Origin of the sequence: Planococcus sp. FY231025 (genome assembly GCF_052078085.1) — a bacterium.
Lineage (GTDB): Bacteria > Bacillota > Bacilli > Bacillales_A > Planococcaceae > Planococcus.
The window spans coordinates 266422-293156 of the sequence record NZ_JBQJJG010000001.1 but is presented as its reverse complement, the minus strand read 5'-3'; the positions used below and the strand labels follow the sequence as shown (position 1 = coordinate 293156).

The 26735-nt window shown below is 50.3% G+C and carries 23 protein-coding genes; 7 read left to right on the top strand and 16 right to left on the bottom strand.

Going from position 1 to position 26735, the window contains the following annotated elements; all coding sequences use genetic code 11:
• Nucleotides 1–165 precede the first annotated feature (165 nt).
• Nucleotides 166–561, top strand: a complete 396-nt coding sequence (locus tag ACTL32_RS01265; protein WP_441339778.1) for a DUF2512 family protein — start codon at nt 166–168, stop codon at nt 559–561.
• A gap of 89 nt (nt 562–650) precedes the next feature.
• On the opposite strand, the gene ACTL32_RS01260 is transcribed toward ACTL32_RS01265, so the two are convergent.
• From ACTL32_RS01260 to lexA, 5 genes are all read right to left on the bottom strand, one after another.
• Nucleotides 651–2186 carry a Na/Pi cotransporter family protein gene (locus ACTL32_RS01260; protein ID WP_441339777.1) on the bottom strand — a complete coding sequence of 512 codons (1536 nt, stop codon included), beginning with the start codon at nt 2184–2186 and terminating at the stop codon, nt 651–653.
• A 182-nt stretch (nt 2187–2368) separates the two neighbouring features.
• Entirely contained in the window at nt 2369–2911 is a 543-nt protein-coding gene (locus ACTL32_RS01255; RefSeq protein ID WP_441339775.1) for a DUF2179 domain-containing protein, read from the bottom strand.
• Between the two features lie 389 nt (nt 2912–3300).
• Entirely contained in the window at nt 3301–4206 is a 906-nt protein-coding gene (locus ACTL32_RS01250; protein WP_441339774.1) for an AEC family transporter, read from the bottom strand.
• 553 nt (nt 4207–4759) lie between these two features.
• The gene (locus ACTL32_RS01245) at nt 4760–4948 is read right to left on the bottom strand and encodes a hypothetical protein (RefSeq protein ID WP_441339773.1); all 189 of its coding nucleotides are present in this window, start codon (nt 4946–4948) and stop codon (nt 4760–4762) included.
• Between the two features lie 357 nt (nt 4949–5305).
• A complete protein-coding gene (gene lexA, locus ACTL32_RS01240) occupies nt 5306–7753 on the bottom strand; it encodes a transcriptional repressor LexA (protein ID WP_441339772.1) in 2448 nt (815 codons plus the stop codon).
• 441 nt (nt 7754–8194) lie between these two features.
• Between lexA and ACTL32_RS01235 the strand changes: the two genes are divergently transcribed.
• A complete protein-coding gene (locus ACTL32_RS01235; protein WP_441339771.1) occupies nt 8195–8689 on the top strand; it encodes a hypothetical protein in 495 nt (164 codons plus the stop codon).
• A gap of 86 nt (nt 8690–8775) precedes the next feature.
• A complete protein-coding gene (locus ACTL32_RS01230) occupies nt 8776–9594 on the top strand; it encodes a neutral zinc metallopeptidase (protein WP_441339770.1) in 819 nt (272 codons plus the stop codon).
• 67 nt (nt 9595–9661) lie between these two features.
• Here ACTL32_RS01230 and ACTL32_RS01225 read toward each other — a convergent pair whose 3' ends face one another.
• On the bottom strand, nt 9662–10447 hold the full coding sequence (locus ACTL32_RS01225) for a neutral zinc metallopeptidase (RefSeq protein WP_441339769.1): 786 nt from the start codon (nt 10445–10447) through the stop codon (nt 9662–9664).
• Nucleotides 10448–10832: 385 nt separating this feature from the next.
• Here ACTL32_RS01225 and ACTL32_RS01220 point away from each other — a divergent pair, with 385 nt between their 5' ends.
• Nucleotides 10833–11909 carry a ketopantoate reductase family protein gene (locus tag ACTL32_RS01220; protein ID WP_441339768.1) on the top strand — a complete coding sequence of 359 codons (1077 nt, stop codon included), beginning with the start codon at nt 10833–10835 and terminating at the stop codon, nt 11907–11909.
• A gap of 175 nt (nt 11910–12084) precedes the next feature.
• Here the strand turns inward: ACTL32_RS01220 and ACTL32_RS01215 are convergent, their stop codons facing one another.
• Nucleotides 12085–12240, bottom strand: coding sequence for a hypothetical protein (locus ACTL32_RS01215; protein WP_441339767.1), 156 nt, complete (start codon nt 12238–12240; stop codon nt 12085–12087).
• 391 nt (nt 12241–12631) lie between these two features.
• Between ACTL32_RS01215 and ACTL32_RS01210 the strand changes: the two genes are divergently transcribed.
• The gene (locus ACTL32_RS01210; protein WP_441339766.1) at nt 12632–12925 is read left to right on the top strand and encodes a hypothetical protein; all 294 of its coding nucleotides are present in this window, start codon (nt 12632–12634) and stop codon (nt 12923–12925) included.
• Between the two features lie 102 nt (nt 12926–13027).
• On the opposite strand, the gene ACTL32_RS01205 is transcribed toward ACTL32_RS01210, so the two are convergent.
• The 5 genes from ACTL32_RS01205 to ACTL32_RS01185 form a co-directional block, all read right to left on the bottom strand.
• The gene (locus ACTL32_RS01205; protein ID WP_441339765.1) at nt 13028–14107 is read right to left on the bottom strand and encodes a M42 family metallopeptidase; all 1080 of its coding nucleotides are present in this window, start codon (nt 14105–14107) and stop codon (nt 13028–13030) included.
• Between the two features lie 14 nt (nt 14108–14121).
• Nucleotides 14122–15756 carry an ABC transporter substrate-binding protein gene (locus ACTL32_RS01200; RefSeq protein WP_441339764.1) on the bottom strand — a complete coding sequence of 545 codons (1635 nt, stop codon included), beginning with the start codon at nt 15754–15756 and terminating at the stop codon, nt 14122–14124.
• Nucleotides 15757–16222: 466 nt separating this feature from the next.
• Nucleotides 16223–17578, bottom strand: a complete 1356-nt coding sequence (locus ACTL32_RS01195) for an IS1096 element passenger TnpR family protein (RefSeq protein ID WP_441339763.1) — start codon at nt 17576–17578, stop codon at nt 16223–16225.
• A gap of 378 nt (nt 17579–17956) precedes the next feature.
• Nucleotides 17957–18631 carry a YecA family protein gene (locus tag ACTL32_RS01190; RefSeq protein WP_441339762.1) on the bottom strand — a complete coding sequence of 225 codons (675 nt, stop codon included), beginning with the start codon at nt 18629–18631 and terminating at the stop codon, nt 17957–17959.
• 240 nt (nt 18632–18871) lie between these two features.
• The gene (locus ACTL32_RS01185; RefSeq protein ID WP_441339761.1) at nt 18872–19873 is read right to left on the bottom strand and encodes a GNAT family N-acetyltransferase; all 1002 of its coding nucleotides are present in this window, start codon (nt 19871–19873) and stop codon (nt 18872–18874) included.
• Between the two features lie 374 nt (nt 19874–20247).
• Here ACTL32_RS01185 and ACTL32_RS01180 point away from each other — a divergent pair, with 374 nt between their 5' ends.
• The gene (locus ACTL32_RS01180) at nt 20248–21069 is read left to right on the top strand and encodes a neutral zinc metallopeptidase (protein ID WP_441339760.1); all 822 of its coding nucleotides are present in this window, start codon (nt 20248–20250) and stop codon (nt 21067–21069) included.
• Between the two features lie 332 nt (nt 21070–21401).
• Here the strand turns inward: ACTL32_RS01180 and nhaC are convergent, their stop codons facing one another.
• The 3 genes from nhaC to ACTL32_RS01165 all read right to left on the bottom strand — a co-directional run bounded on the left by nhaC (nt 21402) and on the right by ACTL32_RS01165 (nt 24576).
• Complete coding sequence (nhaC, locus tag ACTL32_RS01175; protein WP_441339759.1) at nt 21402–22829, bottom strand: Na+/H+ antiporter NhaC; 1428 nt, start codon at nt 22827–22829, stop codon at nt 21402–21404.
• Between the two features lie 473 nt (nt 22830–23302).
• Nucleotides 23303–23752, bottom strand: a complete 450-nt coding sequence (locus tag ACTL32_RS01170) for a RidA family protein (RefSeq protein ID WP_441339758.1) — start codon at nt 23750–23752, stop codon at nt 23303–23305.
• Between the two features lie 77 nt (nt 23753–23829).
• On the bottom strand, nt 23830–24576 hold the full coding sequence (locus tag ACTL32_RS01165) for an MBL fold metallo-hydrolase (RefSeq protein ID WP_441339757.1): 747 nt from the start codon (nt 24574–24576) through the stop codon (nt 23830–23832).
• Nucleotides 24577–24834: 258 nt separating this feature from the next.
• Between ACTL32_RS01165 and ACTL32_RS01160 the strand changes: the two genes are divergently transcribed.
• Nucleotides 24835–25425 carry a spore germination protein GerW family protein gene (locus ACTL32_RS01160; RefSeq protein ID WP_441339756.1) on the top strand — a complete coding sequence of 197 codons (591 nt, stop codon included), beginning with the start codon at nt 24835–24837 and terminating at the stop codon, nt 25423–25425.
• Between the two features lie 144 nt (nt 25426–25569).
• On the opposite strand, the gene ACTL32_RS01155 is transcribed toward ACTL32_RS01160, so the two are convergent.
• Nucleotides 25570–26577 (bottom strand): GNAT family N-acetyltransferase, encoded by a 1008-nt coding sequence (locus tag ACTL32_RS01155; RefSeq protein ID WP_441339755.1) that lies wholly within the window; start codon nt 26575–26577, stop codon nt 25570–25572.
• Nucleotides 26578–26735: the final 158 nt, after the last annotated feature.

The window sequence follows — 26735 nt, the reverse complement described above, 5'->3', positions numbered from 1 at the left end:
CCGGTTTCCTGCTCAGGACCACATCCCGCAGCAATAAATTCCCGGTTACGCCCGCGCCTTTTTGGAATAAAACCATTCCCACTATTTTCTTTGCGCGAACCGCTTAATCCTTCACAAAACGGGTACATTTTCCATAACAAGAATTTTCGCAAAGGAGGAAACCGCATGAACCACGTCATCGCTTTCATTATCAAGTTCGTCATGATCGCCGCTGTCCTGCTCATTATCCTTACGTGGATCTTCGACGTGCCGTTTGTCGACACCTTGCTCATCAGTCTGGCATTGACCGCCGTCTCCTACGTCATGGGCGATCTGCTGATTTTCCTGCATGCCGGAAAGCCTGAGGACCAATCGACGCGCAACAGCATCGCTTCGTTCGTCGATTTTGTCACAGCGTTTTTGCTCATTTGGCTGATCGGCCAGCTCCTGAGCGGCACGATGTCCGAAATGGTGGCACCTGCCCTGATCGCGGCGCTCGTCCTGACCGCCGGGGAATGGTTCTTCCACAAATACGTCGACTACAAAGTCATGGCCGGATACAACAATTACAAGACTGGGTGAATGGCACCCCTTCCGCAGACGAAACAGCCGGCTCCCTCTTGGGACCGGCTGTTTTGTTGTGCAAATTGTGTGCGTGCCAGGCACCGGATCTATTCCCCGAGCCGGGCCGCCGCCCGCCAGAAATGGTAGAGCACGCCGTCATACCACAGCAGCGCTTCGACTTTTTTCAGCACGAGGTCCAGTTCAGCGCCGGATTTCGCGGCGCGCATAAAGTATTCGTCGCGCCGGACTTTGCGGTGGTCCGCCATCGCTGCTGAAGCGCCGCCGAGTTCCTCGATCAGTCCCGGCAGCTGCTTGTCATCCAGGATGCGCTTCTCAGCCGATTCCAAGAGTGGCAGCCAGCGCTCGGCAAGCCCCGGATGGAGCCGGTCGGCGCCCCTTGCGGCCGGTTCGCTGAGCACTAACAGGAGCCGGTCGATATGGTCGAGCGTGTGCAGGATCTGGACGTGGCGGTTGAATACTTCCGGCGACATCGTCTCGATCTTTGCCAGGAACGTCCGCACCTGCATCGCCGCGTCGTGCAGACGGGAAATTCGGGCTTCGTCCGCTTCCTCGCCGGCGAGCATCGTGCGCGCCAAGCCGAACAGGTCCGCCAAAATCAGCTGGATGGTGCGGTGCGCGGCTTCGAGTGCGACTTCCGGAATGGCCGCCGCCCGTGCGTCCAAATAAAGCAGCAGCGGATCCCCTTTGTCCGGCACGAGCCACTCGAGTAGCCGGACGAACCACGGCAGCACCGCTGCAAATGCCAGCACCCCGAGCACGTTGAACAGCGTATGGAAAATCGCGATGCCGACTGCGGCGTCAAACGTACCGAAGAGCGCTGTGCTGATTGCGCGTGTCGCTCCGATCAATAGCGGCACTAGCAGCACCGCCAGGATCGCCGTGCCTAAATTAAACAGCACGTGCGTCAAGCCCGCCCGCTTCGCCGCTGTACCCGCACCGATTGCGGCGAGCACCGCCGTCAAAGTCGTGCCGATGTTCTGGCCGATGACCAAATAGACCGCCTGCTCAAAACCGATGACGCCCGAAAACAACGCCGTCAGCGTCGTCGCGACTGCCACCGAGGACGACTGCATGATGATCGTCATCACCGTGCCAATCGCAATCAGCATCAAGGGATTGGTCAGCCCTTCGAATGAAACTGCCTTCTGCAGGTCTGCCATCCCGGTCTGCAGCACACCGACGCCAAGGAACAGCAGGCCGAACCCGGCAACGGCTGTACCGTACGCGGACAACCGTTTTTTAAGCGCCACTTGCGCGAGAACGCCGAATCCGACGATCGGCAACGCCCACGCCAGCAGGTCCACCTTGAAGCCGATGAGCGACACCAGCCAGCCGGTGCTCGTGCTGCCGATATTCGCGCCCATGATCACCCCGATCGACTGGCGAAACGGCAGCAGGCCGGCGCTGACAAAACCGATCGTCAACAGCGTCACCGCGGTCGACGACTGGATGATTGCAGTGATCAGCGCGCCGGAAAAAATGGCGCGGCCGGTCCCGCCGGCGATGCGGTTCATCCAGTCTTTGATGAACTCGCCCGCCAGCTCCTTCAACGCCCCCGTCATCATCCCCATGCCGAGCACAAACAAGCCGATGCCGCCGATGAGCGCCGCCGCCATCTCCATCGCCCTTACCTCCCTGCCCTGGTCTTTCCTCTAGTGTAAGGGATAGGGAAGCGTTTGGAGTAGCTTTTGTTAGAAAATTCTTTCTATTATAATAAATGCAAAGAGAGCCGGTTTCTTCGCTTGGAAGAAGCCGGCTCTCATTTTTTATTCACCTTAAGATTGAACGCGTGCAAGGCATGGCCTTAAACCGCTGATCTCCCTTTCCGCACCGTCCGGATCCAGAAGCCGCCGTGGATGGTCTTCGAATCGTTGGCCACAACGAACGCCTGCGGTTCCAGCTCCTTGATCGTCTGGTACAATTTCAATTCGCGTTTTTTCGGCGTCAGGATCTGCAGCGAGCGGCGCTGGCCGCCGTGCCCATTCGTCTCCCAGTCCGTCACCCCGAACCCAAGCTCGCGCAATTGCTTCGACAAGCGATCCGAGTTGTCCGGCGACACGACCGTCGCGGTCACATAGCCGAGCGTCAACTTGTCTTCAATCATCGATCCCACGACGATGCCCGCTCCGAAGCCTGCAGCGTACGCGATCAAATTCTGAATCTGCGAGATGTTGTCGAGCACCAGGCCAAGGCCCAAGATATTGATGATGACTTCCAGCACGGAAAGCCCCGCAGCCAGATAGCGATACCCTTTCATCATCAAAATCATCCGGATCGTTGAGAGCGTCACATACACAATGCTGATCATGAAGATGATCACTACTAATACCATAGGATGTAAGTCCAATAGCGAAACCTTCTTTCTTAGTTGTATGTATTTTCCATTATTATATTTTTGATATGTACCTTTTCCCGTTGAGTTTGGAATTAAACATGGCGTTGAATTGAATGGAGGGTTCTTTTTGGTCTTGAGTGGCCTCTTTTTGACAAAATCGAAAGCGGTTTATTTCTATGAGCGGTTTTTTGGATTCTATGAGCGGTTAGAAGATTTCTATGAACGGATTTCGTATTCCTATGAGCGGTTATCCAGGTTCTATGAGCGGTTTCGGGCTGCCAATGATCACTCAACCGCTCGTCATGAGCGTTCGCCGACTCCCGATGAGCGTTCACCCCCTTCAGCACAAAAAAAGCCACCCGGCTCAAATGAGCGGATGGCAGCATACAAAATATATTTCTCTACAACACAATCAATAAAACCGGAATCGTCACGATGCTCGCAAACGTGTTGACGAACATCGCGCTCGACACCATATCAGGGTTCATTCCAAATTTAATGGCGAGTAAAGTCGTCGTCGCGGCAGTCGGAGTCGCAGCCGCCACCAGCAGCACTTTCGCTTCCAGCGCATCAGCCGGATACAAGAGCAGCAGCAAGCCAAAAGCGAGCAGCGGAAATACGGTTAATTTCAATAGCGTTGCCGTCCAGATAAAACGCAGCACGTTCTGCAACCGGATCGACGCGAGCGTAATGCCAAGCAGCGTCAGCATCGTCGGGATCGACGCCTGCCCCAAAAGCCCTGTCGCATTCTCAACCGCCGACGGCAGCGGCACTTCCAGAACCTTCAACACCAACGCGAGCAAAATGGCAATAAACCCGGGCATCCGCAGCACTTGGAACAAGATGTCCTTTTTCGGCATCTCGTGGTGGTTCGAAGCATAAAACACTCCCGCCGAATTCATCAAAAGCGATTGCATGACCAAATAGATAATGCCAATCGCCACACCTTCCTCGCCAAACGCAAACAAGATGATGGGCAGCCCGTAGTTTCCGGCGTTCGGGAAACCGCTCGCGAGCATCAGCGTATTCTGGTAGACCTTGTCCCAAGCGAACAATTTCCCCGCCGCAAAGACAAACACCGCAAACAACAGAAACAAGCCGAATGAAAACAGCACGATCCGGCCGAGATCTGCCATGTCCATCTCCGAGGTAGAAACTGAATAAAAGAACAGCGCAGGGCTGAAAACATAAATTGATAAATCAGAGACCGACTTGGAGTCGATCAGCATGTATTTGCCGACAACAAATCCGACACCCAACAAAAGGAATACCGGCAAGACCACATTTAAAATTTCCGCAATGACCATGAAGCTTCACATCCGATGAAAGAATAGGAAAACAGACACTTTTCCTTATCCGTTCATTTTACGGAACTCCGGGTGAAAAAACTAGATGAAGAGGAGAAATGAGAACACATCTTCTCCCTTCTTACTAGATAGACCAGCCGTTTCCATAAGCCTTTTCATTAAAATACATATTTTTTATTAAAAGGATCTAAGTTGTTTGCTTTTACGGTTAATTAAAGATTTTTAGAGGATGGATTCGCGAGTTAGTAACAACTCTTCCATTCTAAAAACTTCGTTTGCATGCCGGATTCTACGCCCTAGCCCTTTTGGTTCTATTTGACGAATAAAGTGAATCCCTATTCGAATTTCTCCTTTTCTTAACGATTGCCCTCAAGTCGAAATTCTTATAAAAATGCCCTTCAATGACCCTTTTTCCTGCTCCAGTTCTATTCAAAATATCTTCTATTCCGGAAGCAATCGCTCCCTTTACGATAAATGTACTTTAAATTAAATTTTTCTCAAAATTAAAACTGCCACCTTCAATTTTAATGGAAGATGGCAGTTCATTTAGAATTCAATTGACTTTTTTCACATCAGTTTTATTTGAATCAGAAAACTCTTCGGTATCCTGATTTTTAATTGCACGTTCCTGTAGTTCTTCGCGATGCCTTTTAGACATCTCCTCACCACGTGAGCTGGCTTTTGCTAAAGAGAAAATGATAGTTAAAAAAATTGTAATGCTGCTCAAAATAATAGCCCACATTTTCAACGCCTCATTATAAGAGATTTTTCGTAAGCTCCTCCAATTAAAAGTAGATATTAAGCGAGGATTACACTTCTATAATAACATATTACAATAAGTTTTTCTCACTCTGGTGTGAAAAGGATAGAATTTACAATATTTGTTTATACAACAAATTCACAAGAATTATTTGACGATTTCAGAGGAATCAATTGAAACTTTTAGAAACGCTTCACTAGTTAAACATAAAACAAAAAAGCCAACCATCTATCTTGAAATTTGAATAGTGAGGTCTATTCAAATTTCAAAGACGGCTGCTTTTTTATAGATTTTTCGCTTTGGAATCGATTTAAAGAATTTCTGTGCCATACTTATAAACTATTTCTTTAATACCCCAATCACTTTTCCGTTGATCCGCACATCTTCACTCCGCATCAAGATCGGCTCAAACGCCGGGTTCTCGGATAGCAGTAGGATCTCATTGCCCATCGCCATGTACTTTTTCATGGTCGCTTCCTCGTCGATCACCGCTATGACGATGTCGCCGTTTGTTGCCGTGTTCTGCTGGCTGACGATGACGATGTCGCCTTTATCAATCCCGGCGCCGGTCATACTGTCGCCGGTCATACTGTCGCCGGTGACCGTCAGCGAAAAGGTCTCGCGCGGAGAAATCACCCAATCGCGCGGCAAATAATAAAATGTCTCAAATGATTCAGAAGCGAGTTCCGGAATGCCGGCAGCGACATTGCCGATCAGCGGCACCGCCGTTTTCTCATGCACCTGCAGCTGGACGTCTTGCCCCGCTTCGTTCACTTCTATGTTTTCCGGGGAATCTGCATCCACAGCATAGTCAAAGTCCCGGCCCATCCGCAAGTTCTTGTAGCGCCGGCGGTTTTTTGTCTCCGGCAGAAACTGCGGCCGGCATTTGGGCAAGTCCTGCACTTCTTCGCCGTTACGGTCGATGATTTTCACTTGGAGCCCGTCCGTCGCAATACCGTAATATACCCGGCTGTCTGCTTCCATATAGGATTTCAACTGGACAAGTGCGTCGTCGATTCCGCTGCCGAAGCGCTTCACTTCCGCAAGAATATAAGGCCGCGCTTCCCCACCGGAATAAACCATCACCGCGATGTCGCAATAGCCCCTCTTCGAGAACTGCTGCACCCCGAATTCCAGTTCCAGCAATTCATATGGATAGCCGTATGTCTCGCGCAATTCCCGGACGAGCCATTGGCGGATGACCTCCTCTTTAGAATGCAGGTCGACGAGCTGGTCGGTTAATTGGTAATCCGTCATCGGAATCGACTCGAACGGCCGAAGCGATGCGTCTTTTTTCATCCGCAGATGCCGGCGGTTGATCTCTTTGATGAACTTAGAAGGCTTTTTAACAGAACTCATATACAGGAGCTCATTTGCCCGAGTCATGCCGACATACAACAGACGCCGTTCATCCGAATCGAGCGACTCCTGGTCCTCTGCGTCCGCGTAACGTTCCTGCGGGATCAGCCCGCTGTTCAAATCGATCAGGAAAATCACTTTAAATTCCAGCCCTTTGATCGAGTGCATCGTCACGAGCTTCACGCGGTCAGTTTCAAAATCCGGTTCACTCCCTTGCAGGATATCACTCGGAATCCCGGCCGCTTCCAACCCCTGCGCCGCGCTTTCGATATGCCGGTTCTCCCGTGCCACCACACAAATGTCCGATAACGAATAATCCCCCTGCAACACCTCGATTTCATCAATCAAAAACTCCAGCTGCTGCTGGGGCGTCGAGAAGAACCGGTAAATCGGCGGATGGCCGTGCCGGTCGATCAATGCCGGTTTGACGAAATCGACATTCGAGCGGATGCTTTCGTCCGCTTCGATCAAGTGAAATGCAGCCGTCGATATTTCTGTCGTTGTCCGGTAGTTCTTGCTGAGCGCACGGGATTTCCCGCTCATGTCAAAGCCGATGGTCGTATAAGGCCGCCCTTTTCCGAGCCATGACTGCGAATAAATGCTTTGGGTATTGTCCGCCACGAACATCAGCGAAGAATGGCGCTTCTCTCTGTACAGCTCTTTCAGGAACTGCAGCTGGACCAGCGTCAAATCCTGGCTTTCATCAATGATGATATGGGTATAGGCGTCGGGCTTGCTGCGCTGGACTTCTTCCAACGCATACAAATTCATCTTCTTGAACGTCGTCAGTCCGTCCTTCTCGAGCAGTTCGTTAAAATGCTGTGCCACTTCAAAAATCGCTTCCCGCAGCCGGGAGTTCTTCATGAGCTTCTGCGGCGTGCCGTCTTGTCCTGAAGAACGGCCTATGCGGTCCGCAGATTGATACGTTTCGACATGCTTGATCGCACATGCCAACAGCCACTCCGCCTCATCGAGGAGGAACTTGCTGTTTTTCGGCGACAGCACTTTCACATCCGGATGGGATTTCTGCACGTGATGGATGGCCAAAATCATCGTTTTGTTCTTTTGTTCAGGCGATGCAAACTCCAGCTTTTTCCCGGTCCGCTTTTGATAGCGCATAAACGCTTTGTACATCAAGCTGTCGATCGTCACGATCTCCGCTTCCGCATCCGACGTAAACAGACGGGCAGCTGCAGCCTCTTCCGCCTCTGCCAGCCGCGCATATTGATGCTTTATGTAATGGAGCAATGTCTTGTTATACGTCACCATTAAAATCCGGTCATCATCCTCGTGGCAATAATGATCCAACAGAAAATGGATCCGGCGGATCGCCACTGTCGTCTTGCCAGATCCGGCCACACCTTTTACCAGCATTGGGCCTGTCGGTTCTAATTCAACAATCCGCCGCTGCTCCACATTCAGCTTCATTTCTCTCACTCCCCACAATTTACAGGTTCTACCTTAATTCTATGAATATTGGCACAAAATAGCAAGTGAGCATTTATTCTAAAAACATTCGTTTTATGAGTTTATGATATCAGATTTTTAATAAATTAATAGAATATTTAGAATTTTAATTGACTCTCTTTTACAACAGGTAGATACTATAGGTGATTACATAGAACACCCGGGTAGCCTTCACTCTCCATCAGAATCAATACAATATAAAAACTTGCTGAACAATTTTCTTAAACGCTTCACAATTAAGGCCCAGCGCATATTTTCAAGTCTAATCGATTTTGTTCAAAGCGCCTTTTTATCATTCACTTCAACTTGACAGGAGGTCTGCCCTTTCACTTCACTTCCGTTTTGATGGATTCCAATAGCAGCGGCAAGGCATGGAAGAATCTTTCAGAAAGGTGAAATCCGATGAAACAATTTAAAAGAGCAGCGGCTGCTTTTTTCATCTGCCTTGGCTTGGCGGCAAGTGCATTTCCGGTGAATAGCCTGGCACATAATAACGGCGACGGTTCTCCCCCTCATTCTGTGAGGGGCGTTTCGTGTGAGTTTTTGACGGGTTACGGACAAACCGGCGTAAAAGCTTTCCCGCCAAATCATGTAACTGCCTGGTGGGGATTGAAGGACGATGTCGTTCGGTGGACGCCGGTTCTCTACCGGCAACAAGGCGATCAATTCATCAAGTGGCAAGCGCCGCAAATTGCGCCTGCTTACGCTTATGTACATTCTAACGGCTTCTATCAAGGCATCAATCCAGGCTGGCGGAGTTCAACAGGCCATGGCCAATATTTATTTTTTGCGTTTCCCGGCCTTCCGTCAGGCACGTATACAGTACTGAACATTATCCAATGGGACAGCAACGGCCATCTGCATATGACCTGGGCGCCGAATTCCTGTGCAATTTAAAATATCTGTTCCATGAAAGTGAATACTGAAAAGTGCATTGCTTGCACAACGGCTCGTTAACTATGAGTTGCTAGGAGACGGTTACAATGTTCGCAAAATTACTAAAGCTTTTATTGGCTGGGATCGTGGCGATTTTGGTGCCCGACGACAATCCGATTCCTCCGCCTTGGTACACAGAAGCCGAAGAAGTAGTTTCTAGTCCTTCTCAATTCTTCGGCCCTTCATCCGCCGTAGCGGCTGCCGTCCGACCAAGCTACAATAGCGGTCTGCCGCCAAATTTCACCATGCATGAATATCTTGTGCATCTTGTTTATGAAATGGATGCGTTCTGGTCGCCGATCATGGTGCAAGGCGGCTATCAGGACCCCGCCGTCACCTATTCTTTTCCGGCACTCGGCGAACCTATCCGCACAAAGTGCACCGTGCCGGATGCGTTACTAAAACCTGCACAAGCTTTCTACTGCCAAGTGGACGACCAGATTGTTGTAACTTTGGAGATGGCCAAGCAGCTGTGGGAAGGGACGCTGAGAAGCAATAACGATCCACCACTCCAATACAGCGCGGGCGATTTTTCCGTCGCTGTCGTCATAGCGCACGAGTTTGCCCATAACTTGCAGACGGAAATCGGCTGGATTGACCATACCGGCTATAAAACGACTTCAAGAAGCATTGAATTGAATGCCGATTGTTTGTCAGGGGTTTGGGCAAACTCTGCTTATACCAAGAACCGCCTTGATTCCGACGACATTCAGGAAGCTATGAGAACCCTTGCCGATGTTGGCCAGGATATGACAGCCCCCGAACCGTCGCACGGTTCCCCGAAAGAGCGGACTGATGCGTTCATGTTGGGCTATAATTCTGGATTGGCTCCTAGCTGTGACCATTACTTGAAGGCCGTGTATTGAGACAACCTTGCTCCAGATGCAGCAGGCCAATGTAAAAGCCGCCAGCAGTGCTGGCGGCTTGCGTGTTTTAATTCCCGGCGTAGCCGTTTGCATATGAGGTACAGCCTGCCATCGTTCCTTGGGTATACCCTGTCGTAAAGGCAGCATACCGCTGGGACGGCGTTCCTCGATGCACCGTAGGAAGTTTTGAATAGTCACCGACGTCATGCAATGTTCTCATGGCTTCATATAAATCGTTGCCTTCCAATTGATTGCGCTGAGCCATCGATTTGGTCCATACGCCCGTCAGACAGTCCGCAAGCAGTTCCTTGGTTCTGAGAAGGGTAATATCGTTTCTAAAATACGTTTCCACGGCATGGCTGAACTCATGCGCAACCAAGATGGCGGCGGAAAAATCACCGGCCGGATAAGGCTGGGATGGATCATTGTTGCGTTTGTACGTGCCTTCCCAATACATGGTAGCAAGCACCTGAGGTACGATAACCCGGCTTAGATAGGGGCAGAAAATAGCCGTCATGTCATCGGTTGAAGTGTAAGGGTCGCATAAAACCAGCCCCATCGACTCGCCACGCATCGGGAAATAGAATTCCGCATCTGGCGGCGGGAATATTCCGTTCCGGTCATTTATAACTTTAATCCAATAGTTTTCAACGTCCTGAGCCACATGTGAGAGATATGCACCCAGCGTAGGCATCTCTACTGCCCATACAGTATTCGGATGCACGACTGATACAGATTCTGGAGAAACTTTTTGTTCACTTCCAGAGGCGGCATTTGCGGGTGCACCGCTCCAATTGATTAGCATAAGCGGAATCAAAAGAAGGACAATCATCTTGCGAAACCTGATCTTCATCACGAGCCTCTCCTTAAGTCCGGACAACTCCCATCCGGTTAATGGAAAACCTATCGCCAGCTCCTGAATGATGACTGCTAAACCTTAGCTGCCTGTTGCGCCTGTTTTGAGCACTGCCCCTCCTCTCCAGAAACCTTTTTCTTTTCCTATTTCTCTTGTATGAACAGCCTTTGGCCGTCTATGTATGTCCGGTTCTACAAACTCATTTTATCATATATATGATAAAATGATATAAAATTATCATAATATTCAGAATAAAGAATGGGTAATGGATTTCCAGATTTATATAGCTGATATCCACCCTTTGTCATTTGGCGTTCTCCCAGTACAGACAGAGCCATTTTGTACGAATGGAATAAACATATCCAAGAAAGGAGGCACCACCATGAAAAAGAACATCCTGATCTACGGCGTCGGGCCGTTCGGCAGCCTGTTCGCTGAGCGCCTCGCTGAAGCCGGGCACAGCGTTTCCCTACTCGACCATGGGGAGCGGCAGGAGGAATTGAAGGCGTACGGCGTCGTCACGGAAAACACGAAGACTGGAATGCAGACGGTCACCCGCCTTCCTGTGGTGGACCGCCTCGAGGAAGACGCCGCGTACGATCTCGTCATCCTGCCGGTGCGCAAAAACCTGATTTCCGGCATCCTGCCCATACTCGCCGCCAACAAACGCGTGCCGACGTTTCTGTTCATGATGAACAATGCGGCCGGGCAGGAGGAATTGGTAAATGCCCTCGGCAAGGAGCGTGTCATGTCTGGGTTTCCGCTCCCGGGCGGCTTCAAGAAAGGGCACGTTATGCACATGCTGCCGGTCGATGGCAAAAAGCCGATGGCGCTGCCGATCGGCGAACCGGACGGCAGCGTGACGGCCCGGACCCGTGAAGTAGCAGCCATATTGGATTCGATGCGCGGCTACCGGGCAGAGATCCAGACGGATATCGATGACTGGCTGAAAACCCACGTCGCGCTGCTTGTCCCGACGCTTGCGCCGGCTGTCTATGCCTGCGATACGGACCTTGAGCGCTTTGCCGCAACACGGGACGCGCATGTCCTGATGAAGCGCGCGCTTCACGAAGCATTCACGGCCATCCAGAACGTTGGCGTCCCGATCACGCCGCCCGGGCTCCAGGCGATCGACCGGATTCCGGAGCCGCTCTTTGTGCTGGCGCTAGCCAAAATGGCGAAAAGCGCCACATTTGAGAATGTCCTGGGCCACCTCGATACCGTGCCGGACGAAGTAAAGCATTTGACCGACGAATTTTATGCGCTGATCCGGCCCGGGCACACGCCGACGCCGGCAATCGACCAGCTCGCCGCATACACTTACGGCCAAAAGGAACCGCTGCCTCCGGGGTCGAAAAGCATCCCGCTCCGCTGGGGCTCCGTATACGGCGCCGCAATCGGCGCCGCTGTCCTGGCCGCACTCGTAGTGCTAGCCAGCAAAAAACGTTCACGTCAATAAACCCAAAAAGGCAGCCGGCTCTTTCGTAAAAAGAGCCGGCTGCCTTCATTTGCTATACAATTTTATTTTAGTTAAGGAATAAAATGTCATCCCCTCTATCAGTAGATTGATTGATCATCCCACCAAATATCCCGGAAAATAAAAAAGCGCTCCCGATTGGAGCTGCCCCGTTATGTTATTCCTCTTCCAATAGATCTTCAGCTGAGCCGATTTCCTCAAGGCTTCCTGCTTCGCGCAATGCCTGTACGAATTCTTCCTGGCTCTTGTAGAAAATCACTTGGTTGTTTCGTGTGCGTGTGTCCATTGTGTTCGCTTGAATTGTGTTGTTCATGTTCTTCCCTCCAAAATCAATTTCTTTTCTGTCTTGCTCCGCGCACGGGCTGAGCATTCCTTTGGCGTCTATCCGCCAACGGTCTGCACATCTCTTATGCGCTGTTTCTATTGCCATTATTCCCCTAAAATCCGCAGGTAAACCCCTCTGCCTTTTATATTCCAACTTTAACAGCATAATTCTTACAAGTCAAAATATTCTTTCAAGTTAGAAAATGAAAATTCGTAATTCTTGCAGACGCGGAATGGGTTTCTTCCAGCTCTAAATTATAGAGAATAATAATACTTAAGCACCAAAACATATTATACAAAATTTTTCTACATAAGATTAATTCCGCGTATCTGGGGGAAGACATTTTATACAACCTATTTTCGAAAGGAAGAGAATTCCCATGGCTGCCTCAATGGAAGACAACGATCTGACAGCTGCCCTCGCCGCAATAAACGCCGAATGCGAACACCCTTACCACATCAAGAAGAAAGTCATGGAAACCATGCTGTATACAATCTATATCATTTCCACGAAGGAAGAAGGAAAGTTTTCTGACAGGGTCTTGCTGATCAACCATCCTCCAGCGGAGGAACCCTCCTCCTGTTTGATGCCAGTCGAGCTTCAGGAAAGCGAAACCATGAACGAAAAGATGAAAAAGATAGTGGCCGCCTTGCACAGCGAGTTTGCCCTTTAGTTTACACAATAACAAAGAATCCATTCCCGTAAATTTCGGGAATGGATTCTTTCGTTTGTTCTATTTACTGTTCAACAAGGCATATTCGTACGGAACCCATATTTACGTATCCAAGAAATTCTTCCCCACCAGTTCATCCGAATGGAAAATGAATTCAGCCGCCAGCTTGACGGTGTTTTCCAAATCATCCATATCGACGATTTCCACCGGCGAATGCGTATAGCGCGATGGAATGGAAACCACACCGGAAGAGACGCCGGTACCTGTCATATGGATCGCGCCGGCATCGGTGCCGATGCCCATAAAGACTTCCATCTGATGCGGAATGTTCCGTTCCTCCGCTACTTTCTCAAGCAGCCCCGTCACAAGCGGGTGGGCAATCAAGGACTTGTCAGCAATCTTGATGCACGGGCCGCCGCCGAGCATGCGCGTCCCGGTCATCAGTACGTCGTACGTGTCACTTGTCGGCGTCGTATCAATCGCGAGCGCAAAATCCGGCTGGATGGAGGGCGACAACACCGACGCTCCCCGAAGACCCACTTCTTCCTGAACGGTGAAAACGCAGTAGACGTCACCATGGGTCCGCTCCGGATTGCCTTTCAGTTCCTGGATGAGCTGGATCAACACCGCACAACCTGCCCGGTCATCCAGTGCTTTCCCGACGACGCGGTTGCGCTTTTGGTCACCGATCAGTTTCAATCCGCTGCCGTAAGAGATTGGCTGTCCGACTTTCACACCCATCTCCCGTACTTCCTCCGCGCTTGTCGCGCCGATGTCGATATAAAGTTCCCGGTGAGAATCGATGCGCTTCGGGTCGTCCCATTTCACGTAATGCATGGAAAGCGTCCCAATCACACCTTCCACATACCCTTCGGTCCCTTTGATCGTCACCGGCTGCGCCAGCAGGATGCGGTCATCGAACCCGCCGAGCTTCTCGAACCGGAGCGTGCCGTTCGGCTCGATCTTTTTGACGAGCAGCCCAATTTCATCTGCATGCGCTGCCAATAAAACCGACGGCATTTTTGGATCGGTGGCGTTAATTTTGACAATCAAGTTGCCCAGGGCATCCACTTGCACCTCATCCGCTCCGTCTTTCACCTTATCCCGGATAAATCGCTGGACATCCTGTTCGAATCCGCTCGGTCCCACCAGTTCACATAGTTCCTTTAATAGTTGATACACAGAATCACTCCAGGTCATTGATTTGATAGGTAAACATCCGTCAGCAAATCGTTGCTCATCGGATGCGGCACGAAGTCCTCCACGTAATCCATCTGCGCGAGAGGCGGCGTTGTATACGCGAGCATCAGCCACGGCGCATCTTTCTGGAACAGCTGCTGCGCCTGCTTGTAAAGCTCGATGCGCTTGTCCTGATCGATCGTCTCGCGCGCTTCCGTAATCAATGCGGTGAATTCATCGCTCTTATAGAACGCGATATTTTGCGCCGGAACGGTGGCATTCGTCTGGCTGAGGTTCGGATACAGGAAGTTGTCCGGATCCGCCATAACGCCGGTCCAGCCGTAAAGCGCCATTTCGTGCGCCCCTGCTTTCGTGTCCTCCAGGTATGTCGCCCATTCCATCGAGACGATTTCCGCTTCGATGCCGACTTTCGCAAGATCCGACTGGATCGCTTCCGCTATCTTCATCGGCTCCGGCATATACGGGCGCGGGTTGCTCATCGTATGCAATTTCGTCTTGAACCCGTTTTCAAACCCGGCTTCTTTCAAAAGCTTTTTCGCTTCTTCGACATTGTAGTCGTATTTCTCCAAGGAATCGTCATGGCTCCAGAGCGACGGCGGCAGCGGGCTCGTGGCCGGGTCGGCCAGGCCGTTATAGAACGCATCGACTATGTTCTCCTTGTTGACGGCCATGTTGATCGCCTGGCGCACCAATGGGTTGTCGAACGGCGCTTTTTCCGTGTTGAACGCCATATAGCCGATATTGAAACTTGGGCGCTTCAGCAATTCCAGCCCGTCCGTGTCTTCCACAATGCTCGTATCGGTAGCGTTCATGCCATCGAGCAAGTCGATTTCCCCGGTCTGCAGGGCATTGAGGCGCGCTGTATTTTCCGGAATCACTTGGAAGATGACCTTGTCCAGATACGGCTTCCCTTCCATCCAGTACTCCGGATTTTTCGCGAGTGTGATCGTGTTGTTGCGGCTCCATTCCTCGAACATGAACGGACCCGTCCCCACCGGGTTTTCATTCAGCGTGTCTCCGTATTTCTCGATCGCTGCCGGGCTCGCGATGCCGAACATCGAAATCGCCAAATAGCTCAAGAACGGCGCCGTCTTGCGCTTCAGCTTGATTTCCAGTTCATGGTCGCCGGTCGCTTTCACGTGCTCAATCAAATGGTTTTCGTCCCCTTTGAATCCGCCGTAAAGGAACGGGTAGTACGGGAAATCCCCTTGGTGGTACGGGTTTTCCGGATCCATCCAGCGGTCGAAGTTGAAGACGACCGCTTCTGCGTTGAAATCGGTGCCGTCGTGGAACTTCACGCCTTCGCGCAGCTTGAACGTCCACGTCAGCCCATCTTCACTCGAACTGTATTCAGTCGCCAGTTTCGGCTGCAGTTCCAGGTTCTGGTCGTATTCCAGTAAGGTCTCAAAAATATTGTGCGTCACCCGGATCGATTCGCCGTCCGTCACATTGATCGGATCGAGCCCGACCGAGTCGGCGCCGCGGCCGTAGACGAGCGTGCCGCCTTGCTTGTCGCCTTCCGAAGCTTTGCCCCCTTCACCGGTGGTAGCTTCGTTGTTGCCAGAACATGCGGCCAGCAATAAAACAAGAACCAATGCCAAAATAAATCCAAAACGCGCTCTTTTCTTCATCTCTCGTTCCTCCTCTTTCGTATGCAATTCTTGGGTTGAGAACGGTGCAGCTGGCGCAGGGTGAACCGATGATTTCTTTCATATCCCTGCAAAACCAGATTTTCTTCTATGTACGTACTCGCCTCCCTCTCTTGAACAAAAGAACATGAAATTATTGAAAGTGCTTTCATAACGAAAGCATTACATCATTTCTAATTTCCTTTCGTTTTACGAATAATCCTAGTTTATTTCTTATGGGTCCCTATGTCAACGTAAATTTTAAAGATTCTGTTAATAAAAACACTTTTTTGAGGTGGCTGGCACTTGCCATATTCAAGTGGAGACAGGCTGGCCTTCCTCCGCACCAAAAAAGGTTGTCCTGTTGCCGCTATCTTTCGGCATTCAGGACAACCTTTTTTAATTTGTGGATAAATTGGACGGCACTTGGACATAATAAAAACTTCAAGCTAGCAAGCGCAAACTTTTTTCACTTCCCGCAGCACTTCTTGAACTTCTTGCCGCTCCCGCATGGGCATGGATCATTTCTTCCAGCAATCATCTTCTCTCCTTGAGCAGCAGGGACAAGCATCGGCATCGCCTGCCCGCGCCCGGAGATTTCCGAAGGTGCATGCCCCCGGTTCGCCCACAAGCGATGGTTGTTTGAGAACTGGACCGCCTGCTGCACGATTTTATTAAGCTCCTTCTCGCCTTCGAGGTCAATATGCGAAAGCAGGGTGACAAAAGATTTATTGAACGAAGGGTCAAACTGCAGATTCTGCGCAAACATCCGGATGGCTCCGTCAACGCCAAGCGGATGCAATTTCGGGAAATACGGCGCCAGCACTTTTCGCAGCCCGTTATAGGCAGCTGACCGTTCCACGTAGCGGTCGTCCGCATACTTCAGCAGTTCTTCCTTTGACGGCGCATACCATTCCTTGCCGTCCTGCTCTTGTTGAATCGCTTCAACCTTGCCTTCTTCGATCAGCCAGGAATGTGCAAAATCGGAGCCTTCCTTTTCGGCATATGATTCTTGCATCGCTACCGGCCATTTATTACCGTAAACGATCCCATAGGCGGGCCCAAGCTCCAGGTACATCTTCGGGTTCTGCCGGTTGAAGATGCTGATGACTTCCTGCACCGGAACCACACCGTACAAGTTCGTGCAGGCACGGACATACTTCCAGAAAAGCTCAGCATCAAAGCCTTCCGGCAGCGTATGAACATCTGTCGTTTCTTCCTGTATATAGTACTTATCCGTAACGATCTCGTGGTTCACATGGTGAATCTTGTCCCATTCCGTCTTCTTGATCTTGTGATATTTCAACGCCCCGTTGATGCGTTTCCGGTCGTACGGCCTGAAGAACTGCTCCCGGCTCCAGAACAGCATATGTTCGTGGTCCGGGTGCGACTCATTCGCCAGCACTTCCAGCAAGTGCTCAAATCCAGGCACCCCGCCTGCGTCTTCCGGCGGTGCATCGCCCGCTCCGTCCAGCAGGGTCGGGTAGCCGAAATGATAATCGTCGACCACTCTCTCGAGCCGGATCTCGAACTGCCAATTGTCGCCGAGATCATACGTATACGACAGCTTGCCATACTTCTCTAGGTACTCATCGATCTTGATCGACTGCGGCTTGCGTACCTTCAGCCCATCGCCTTTTTTATTCTTCTTCGCCCGTTCGTACGCTTCCGGTTCGTTGGTGACCAATAAATTCTCTTCCGGCAGACGGAACTCATGGAGATGAACAGGCATATCCAAGTACGCGCTCCTGAAATTCGTCACCCCTTGGATAATGGCATGCAGCCGCTGGAATGTCCCCCCGCCGGCACCACGACTCGCCGCCATACCGGAGACTTCAACCCGATCAATTCAATATTCAAGATATACGCCTTCATCGACTCATCCATTCTTTTTCTTTTTAGCTTAACATATGGACTGGCGGCAGTTATATGGGAGAATGTCCGTTTTTGCCGATTGCTTTTGGACAGTTGACTCGGATCATTTGTTGAACGCTCATCATTGTGAGTTGAACGCTCATAACTCTTTGTTGAACGCTCATCGCCAGAAGCTGAACGCTCATAACCAGTAAGCGAACGCTCATAGAACTGCCCGAACCGCTCATAGAAACCCTTCATCCCATAAAATTCGAAAACACCAAAAAACCTGCCTTTCCTCAAAGCAGGTTTTTCCCTTTAATCTATGCACTCCTCTTCATCCCGATGTCTACTTCTCCCCCTTCTCACTCTCCTCCAACACTTTCTTGAGCGCCAAATAAAGGCCGAGCGAGTCCCCGTCGAACTCCTCGATCTTGCGCCGAAGCACTTCGATGGCAGCATGTTCATGTGGGGCAATGACAATTGCTCCCTTGGTTTTGTACAAGAGGCGATCCGCCGATGCCGGGTCATGAAAAGCGATGCCGAATACCCACTCCCCTAACGCGATCTTTTCTGTCGGCGGAAGGCTGAAGCGCTCTCCTGTCACTTCATCCTGGAGCCAGAATCCTTCCGCATCCACATCGACCACCTTTCCCAATAGCCAAAATGGATGCATCCACGCCTCGAGAATCTTCCTGACTTGTGTACGCGGCTGCTGGGCAAGCTCCCGCTGCAAAAAAGCCTGCCACTTCTCCAGGTTATCCATATAGATATACGTATCAAATGATAAGGTATCGATCGTTTGATGCGGCAGCATATCGAGCAATGGCGGAAACCAGACCTCCACCCGGTCCATCATCTCCCTGAAATTCCGGCGCTCCATGCCTTTGTTCATGAAGCGCTCCCGGACAGCATCGATTTCATGATCCACTATGCTTTGAAGCTCTTCGGTCCCTTCTTTCCCGTGGCATTTCTTGTACTTCTTGCCGCTGCCGCATGGGCATGGATCGTTTCGGGCAACCATGGGGGAACACCGCCTTCGAGAAGAATTTGTTAGATTAAGTTGCTCCAAAATCCTCAATAATATATATAGCAATTGATAAAAAAGTCATTCCACTAGCAATAAGTTACCTTATACATTCTCTAGTAATCTCTATTTCTCCTCTTCTACGCATGACATTTCAAATTCCACAAATAAAAAGAGTCAAGGACTACCGCATAACCGGATGTCCTCGACCGTCTTCGTGTATAATGCATCCTAACTCTACGACGGAAGCGGTTCTCCCCCCTGGTGGTATCCGCCAGCTTTAACTCGGTACCCTGGCAGATACGCCACCCCAACACCATCACAAACCCTCCGGTAAACCTCCGGATTCCAAACCTTGCTCCCCACGCATTGCCGGAAGCTCGTGTTCAAAGCAAACTGCTTTTTGTATAAATAAAGCCCCTCTTTCGGGGTCGCGCCGCCCAGGTGGATCCGTTCAAAGCCGTGCGTTTTCCCCCACAACGTCAGGCCATATTGCATGACGTGAGCGGGCGACAGCGTTTCGAATTCCGGGAGCGTCAGCGACAGGTGGCAGCAGATTTCGTTTTCATCGATAAAGCTCAGGCTCATGCCGATGGTGATGTGCTTGTACGTCGCTTCCACTACGACCAAATTGCCGCCGAGCGATTCCATGCATTTATTGAAATAGGGTCCGTCGAGATCCGTCGGCCTGATGCTATCCGCGTGTTTCGACAAGGCGAGGTAGAACCGCTTGAACTTTTCGAACTGCGCCGGTTCGGTGCTGACCGAATACTCGACGCCTGCGCACAGGCCGCTCCGGATCATCGATTTGAACGGCTCGGAGAATTCCACGTGCTCCGGGCTTTTGAACGAGGCGAGGTCCGTCGCAAATCCTTCGCCAGCGTAATCGATATCGTAATAGCCGACAAAGTCCAATACATTGGAGCGCACCGGATGGAAACGCACAAACTCGCAGATGATGTTGTTCTCTTCGCAATACGACTGGAACGCCCATTGGAACTCGTCCACGAGCTCCCATTTGTCCCCTTCGCTGCAGTCCGAAATGACCGGCCCGCCGTACATGAGCGGCGTGACCAGGTCGTAGTAGGTTTCGCCGTCGACCTTCACTGCGATTTCCCGCTTCAGGAACGTATGCTTCACCGTCCCCTTGCTGTGCTGGAACTCGAACACTTCACATGCGCCGTCGCCGACCGTTTCATAGGAGCGGCCACCCGGCTGGTTAAAGAATAGATCCCTCATTGAAATCCCCTCTTTTCCTTTATGTACAGGAGCGGAAAAGTATACGTATTCCATCTAATGCCTTCATCCTAATCCTGGCAGGTTAAAAGGAAGTTAAACTTGCTGAATAAAACCTCTTCCAAAAACCTCTTTAGTGCAATAAATTCATTTGTTCCATCCATAGAGCTCTGACCGTAGCCCACACTTGTCATTAACCAATCAAAAAAGGAAGTGATCCGCGAATGGATCACTTCCTTTTTGTGTTTTTTTAAATAAAAAAAGTTCATCTAATTATCAATTATATGATAGAATAATAAATGTTTAATAAAATATTCTGAAATTAATACACCCCCGCACCTCTGGATTTTCCAATCGCAACCGAGGAGATGATCATCATGTTGAGAAAGACATCCCAGATCCTACTAGCCATGGTCGTCTGCCTGCTAATCCCTGAATGGAACACCCTTCAGCCCCCAACGCAAGCGGCAGAAAATCAGGAAACCGTCGTTCCCCAACCTGCCGCCTTGGCAGCGAAAGAAGCGCCTTCCGCCAGCCCAGCGTTCACCAAGGGTCTGCCAAAGGGTTACTCGATGCATGATTTTCTTGTTTACGTCCTGGCGGATGTCGAAGCTTTTTGGTCTCCGCTTATGGTGAAGGATGGCTATGCAAAACCGGATGCCGGGTATTCGTTCCCGGCTGCTGGAAAGCCCGTTCTTACCGAATGCATTCTTGACACACCGGATGAGCCGGCGCTGGCCTTCTATTGCAGCACGGATGACCGGATCGTCATGACCCTGCAAATGGCCACACAGCTAAAAGAAGGAACCTATAAAACCAATGCGGAACCCCCAAGTAAATACAAGGCCGGCGATTTCTCGGTGGCGTTTGTCCTGGCACACGAATACGCCCATAACCTGCAGACCGAACGTGGCTGGCTGCCGGAAAACGGCGACGAAGAGCCAAAAGCGACTTCCCGCAGCCTTGAACTGAACGCCGATTGCCTGACGGGCGTATGGGTCCATTCGGTAAACGCGCGCCGCCTTCTCGACGCTACAGACATCCAGGAAGTGAAGCGGACGCTGGCGGATATCGGCCAAGACCCGTCGGTAACTGATCCGACGCACGGGACACCGAAAGAGCGGACCAAAGCTTTCCTGCTTGGCTATGATTCTGGAAAGGCTGCAAGCTGTGAACCGTATTTGACCACTCGCTATTAACTGGCATATCAGAAGCAAGGTACGACAGGAGCGGCAGTTCAGTTTTTCGAATAAAACCAAGTTTACTTTCTTGAAAGGGATATTAAAAATCCCCCGTAAAACCCAAGCGTCCTATATGACATGAAGCCGGTATTCTACCGGGTTCATGTCTTTTATTGTGGACTCCATCCATATTTAGTTGGAGCACACGATCTATCCATCGTAGTTCCGAGCAGCTTTAAGCTGTTTCAATCCTATATTCCAGTAAAAAGGACTGCACCTCATTTGCGAGTTACTCTCACAATTAAGGTACAGTCCGTTTTCGATAAATATGGCTGTTTCTTCATCCGTATCTAAATCTCAGTTTCCAACGCTTTCTTAGCAATAACCGTTTTCCCTGTCTGCTTTTCAGGCTCATCCGCTTTTGCTATACCAATGCCGGTCATGATATAGATGATCGCAAAGACGATTCCGAGGTAAAGCATCGGTGCGAATGGCGCGTATTGCACAACCGGTACTCCAAGGGTCCCCGCAATGAATGCCCCTGTTACACTCCAGGGGACCAATGGAGCCAATGCGGTTCCTGAGTCCTCCAAAGTTCTGGAAAAGTTTTTGCGGTGCAGGCCGTATTTGTCATACATCGATTTCATCATCGGACCCAGTACTGCAAACGTCACATAATAGCTGCCCGTAATGATAAAAAGGAATGAATGGAGCGATAGAGTCGATAGCATGAGCCCTTTTCCAGTGCTGACCACCTTCTGGATGCCGTTCAAGATGACATCAATCACTCCGGCCGTCTGGAGAGGCGAACCGAAAATAGCGGCGGCGATCAGCAAAGCGACGGTTCCGAGCATACTGGCGAGACCGCCGCGCTGAAGCATGCTATCTACAATCTCGACTCCCGTTGAAGCTGTGTAGCCGTCATTCAAAGCCGCAGCAATTTCAGCCAATCCATTCCCCTGGAAAATAGCAGCGAGCAGGACACCCAGCAAGATCCCGACACCGAAAACAGGCAGAGTCGGTTTCCCTCGGTAAATCAAAAACAGGATGACCACAGGCGGAAGCAGAAGCAAGGGATTTAAATTGAAATTGGCTTCCAGTGTATTTAAGATGCTGGCAATCTGCTCATTCTCGATTTGGCCGCTGACTTGAAAGCCGAGGATCAGAAATAAGATCAATGAAATCACAAATCCCGGAATCGTCGTATAGAGCATATGCTTGATGTGATCCACCAATTTCACATCCGTCACGGCCGCTGCCATGACTGTCGTGTCCGATAAAGGGGACAGCTTGTCACCGAATATCGCTCCGACAACAACGGCCCCCGCCGTATATTGAAGTGGGATATCCAGACCGACAGAAACCCCCATGAATGCCACACCGATGGTTCCGATGGTCCCCCAAGAAGTTCCCGCCATCACAGACATCAGCGCACAGGCGAGACATGCCACAAACAGAAACACGCTTGGGTGGATCAGAAGCAATCCGTAATACACAATCATTGGGATCGTGCCTGCCAACATCCAGACCCCGATCATCAGGCCGACCGCAAGCAAGATGAGGATCGGGATGAACATGGCGCGCAAATTCGTTAAAATGCCCCTTTCGATATCGTCCCATTTGACTCCCCATAACAAACTGAGGATAATGACCGCTGTCCCCGCAGCAAGCAGGACAATCGTAGACTCTGCGTCCACGAAGATGATTCCGCCAAATACAATGGCGATCGATACAACAATAAGTGCAATTGCTTTCGCTGATGACAACGTTTTATTCATTTTCTTCCTCCTTGGTATTTAATGAATAAAGTCCTTCACATCGTCTACTTTTCTTGGATAACCCTAAATGCTATCCTCCCTCGGAATGCAGTTCTCTTGCGCCTCCCTTCTCCTGTTCATAAAGATTCACCGCTCCAAAAAGCAATGAATATTCAATTAAGTGTAATAATATCCGTCGATATTTCGTAAGTCAAACTATTTTTAATAGTAAATCTTCTTGTTAAAGAGAAAAGACATTTTTCTACACCTTGAAGAAAAAGTCTTCTTTATAGAACCATTTCGAAACAGTCTACGAAGTTATTGATTAACATCTGCCATCTATCACTGAACCCTTCTCGTGAAATAAATTCTCCTAAACCGACCTTTTAATTCTTCTAAATTGTTCTTTATCGTCCACTTCTTTTTCCTGTAAAACTAATAACAGCCATCTTCGGAATCGAAGATGGCTGTTTCACTTTTTGCATATATAGAAATTAATTTCTCCCGTTAACAGCAACACCAGCAACCAATTGAATCTCGACCGGTGCACCGCCTGGCAACGATGCCATGCCCACCGCTGCCCGTGGTCCGATTCCGGCATCGCCCAATTGTTCGTATAAGTACTCGGAAGCAAAGTCCGCCAAAGCAGAATGCGCTTCAAAGGTGTCGTCTGCGTTCAGATACACGGTGAGCGAAACGATTTGTTGGAACCGCTCCCCATCCGCAAGCAGGTTCCTGGCTGCAGCGAGTGCATTGGCAGCCGCTTGCCTGACTGCCGCTTTATACGCCTCAGCCGGCTGACCGGTGCTGACTTTCCCTCTCTGGATCAGCACGCCCTTATCCCTTGGCGTCATCCCAGCGGTATAGATCAGGTTGCCGAACCGGGTGGCCGGAACATACTTCCCTTGCGGAACCGGGTGGTTGGTTTCTTCTATCTTGTCCATTTCGATACAGCTCCTCTACATTAATGCTCTATTTTAGTGCAACCACTGCCGTTTGGTAATTCCGTAAAAAACGGAAGCTATTTTAATTCCTTTTTAACAAACTCAACATTCGCCTCATGCCGCGCGATCAAATGTCCCGGAATCGGCTGTCCCCGGTAAAGCGCATCCTTCCTGCCAGCCATCAACCCTTGAAGGTACTCCAAATCCTCCTCGATCCGCTGGAGAATCTCCGCCTGCGAATCCACAATCGTACGACCATGCCCCGGAACCAGTGTATGGATCCCATGCTCGATGATTTTTTCTTTCATCTTTTCCAAGCTCTCGATGTATTTTCCGCCGGAATAAAAGACGAACGGAAATTCCAGATCCGATAACACGTCTCCTGCTACCACTAACTTGCGCTCAAGGAAAAACGTCGCCATCATATCATCGGTGTGCCCCGGTATCGGCAGGAAAAGGAGCGTGTCACCCGGAAATGATTGGATCGTCTCCTCCGTGATTTCCTCGTCAATCCTTAGCTCCCCAAGCGCTTTGTCCCGTGCAACATACCACTGCAGATCAAACGCCCGCGCTTTCTCCATCGGATCTTTCCGTTCCTTGATCTTGTGATGGCCGATCGTGTGCCCATACGAAAACTCCGAGAACCCGGCAATGTGATCCCAGTCCGCGTGGGTGTAAATCACATTCAACGGCTTGTCCGGAAGCGCTCTTTTGATTTGCGCCAATTCATGCGGATAGAAGGTCGGATCAAACAGAAAGCACGCTTCCTTCCCTTCGATCAGCGTCGCGTTCGTCTGCCATAAACAGCTCTGAAAAATTTTCATGCAAATCCCCTTTCCATTGTAAATATCTTATTCCATCCACTGTATGTATTTTTACTATCTCTTGCCTATAATTTCGTTTCATTTAGTATGCGCCCGAAAAAGAAAACCGGCAATCCCTGAAATAAAATAGAGGGATACTTACCGAGAGAGCGAATCTATACACTAGTTTGGCAAATCGTGTCACTGCCGCCCTCCGCTTCGTTCACGGAAAACTTTGACCCAGCCATCGGAGCAACCTATTTGAAAGGAATGAAGAACATGGATGAAAAAGTGTTTACACCGTTCAAATCGTCTCCGCTTCTTCCGATTTTCGAAAAGTTTTCAAAAGTACGCGACGTCTCGCTCGTCTACGGCGACCCGATCGAGATGCAAGGCCGAACCATCATCCCGGTAGCCAAAGTCAAATACAGCGTCGGTGCAGGGGCCGGCTTCGGCTTTGAGCGGGAAGGCGATGAAGGGTCACCCGGCTCAGAGGAACTGGAAGGCGGCCAAGGCGAGGGAGCTGGCGGTGCGTTCCAGATCAAGCCAGTTGGCATCTATGATGTGACCAATGACAAAGCTGTCTACCGTCCGATCGTCCCGATTGAGCTCATCCTCCTGCTGCCGCTCATGACAGTCGGCCTGGCGTTTATGATGGCTTCCAACCAGGACAAGCCCGGCCGCATGGAGCACAATAAAAAAGGGCAAATGCGCATGGGCAGCCGCTGCAAAACCAAAGGGCAAGGGATGAAGATGAAAGGCCGAGGGATGGGAATGAAAGGCCAAGGCATGGGCATGGAAGGCCAAGGCATGGGCATGAAAGGTCAAGGCATGGGCATGGAAGGCCAAGGCATGGGACACAGCGATTAAGCGAAGTTAGCCGATTAAGAAAATGGCAAAGCCGTCTGGAATGCTTCATTCCAGACGGCTTTTATCGGTCAACAAGCTGCTCAGGTGATTTTATATCCTATAAGTACGAGAAACACGCATGTCATAAATAAGATTCTTCCCCTGCTACACTGTGTGCGATTTCTCTTCTATTTCCGCCCGGTACGCCGGGAAAAATGCTTGATCTCCCAGCTTCCCCGTCGCTTCACATAACGCCCCATACACATCCGCGTTCCAGATTTTCTTGCCAACAAAAAATTCACCTTCCGCTTGTCTGCCGAACTTCTTTTTGAACAAATACAATGTATCGTCCGGCAGGTTGGTCCGTCCACCTCCATGATGGACCAATGCAAAGCCGTTCGCTTTCCCCCACACAGCCAAGCCATATTGCAGGATCAACGCAGGAAATAAATGATGGAATTCCTTCAACGTTCCGGTCAAATGGGCATGAAGAATCTTGCCACTGGTAAAATTCAAACTCATGCCAATCACTTGTCCTTCGTACCACACTTCCACCAGGACAAGGTTCTCTTTGAACAGCTCCAAGCACTTGGAAAAATACGCATCGTCGAAATAGTAGTACCGGGTTGCTTCATTGCGCTGCATCGTGGAATAGTAAAGGGTCTTGAACAGCGCCAGGCTCTCAGGTTTTTGGACGATTCGGTAGTCCACGCCGGCCTTCAGCGCATGCCGGATATCTCTTCGGCACGAGCTGGAGTATTCCTGCTGGATCGGATCTTCAAAGGCTGCCAAATTCGTTATGATCGTATGCCGGTAAAAAACCACTTCATAACCCCCCGTAAAATCCGTCGCATTTTCAACGAGCGGATGAAAACGGACAAATTCGCTGACCACTTTATTCTCCTTGCAATACGACTGAAAGGCCTGCTCGAACTCTGCCACCAACTCATTCTTGCGCTCTGCTTCCGCATAGAGAATCAAAGGTCCGCCGTACCCGTATGGCGTCACCAGGTCATAATAGGGGCCGCCCTGCAGCGGATATGGAATTTCCCGTTTGATGAACAGATGCCTGATCCGTCCAGCAGGGTGTGAAAAATCGAAAACCACCGTTTCCCCGCCTTCCATCGCTTCATACAATTTCCCGTAATTCTCTTCGAAATATAAGTCCTTCATGGCCCCGTCTCCTCTGAAAAGTGTCTTGATAACATACCGATTTCTTCTGCCGGCTTTCTTGTTTCTACCAATCTGCGACCACACCAAAAGCTTCTCTTGTCCTATTTAATTTTCCGAGCCGAAATAAATAGGAAAACTTTCCCTTTAATTTTCAATCT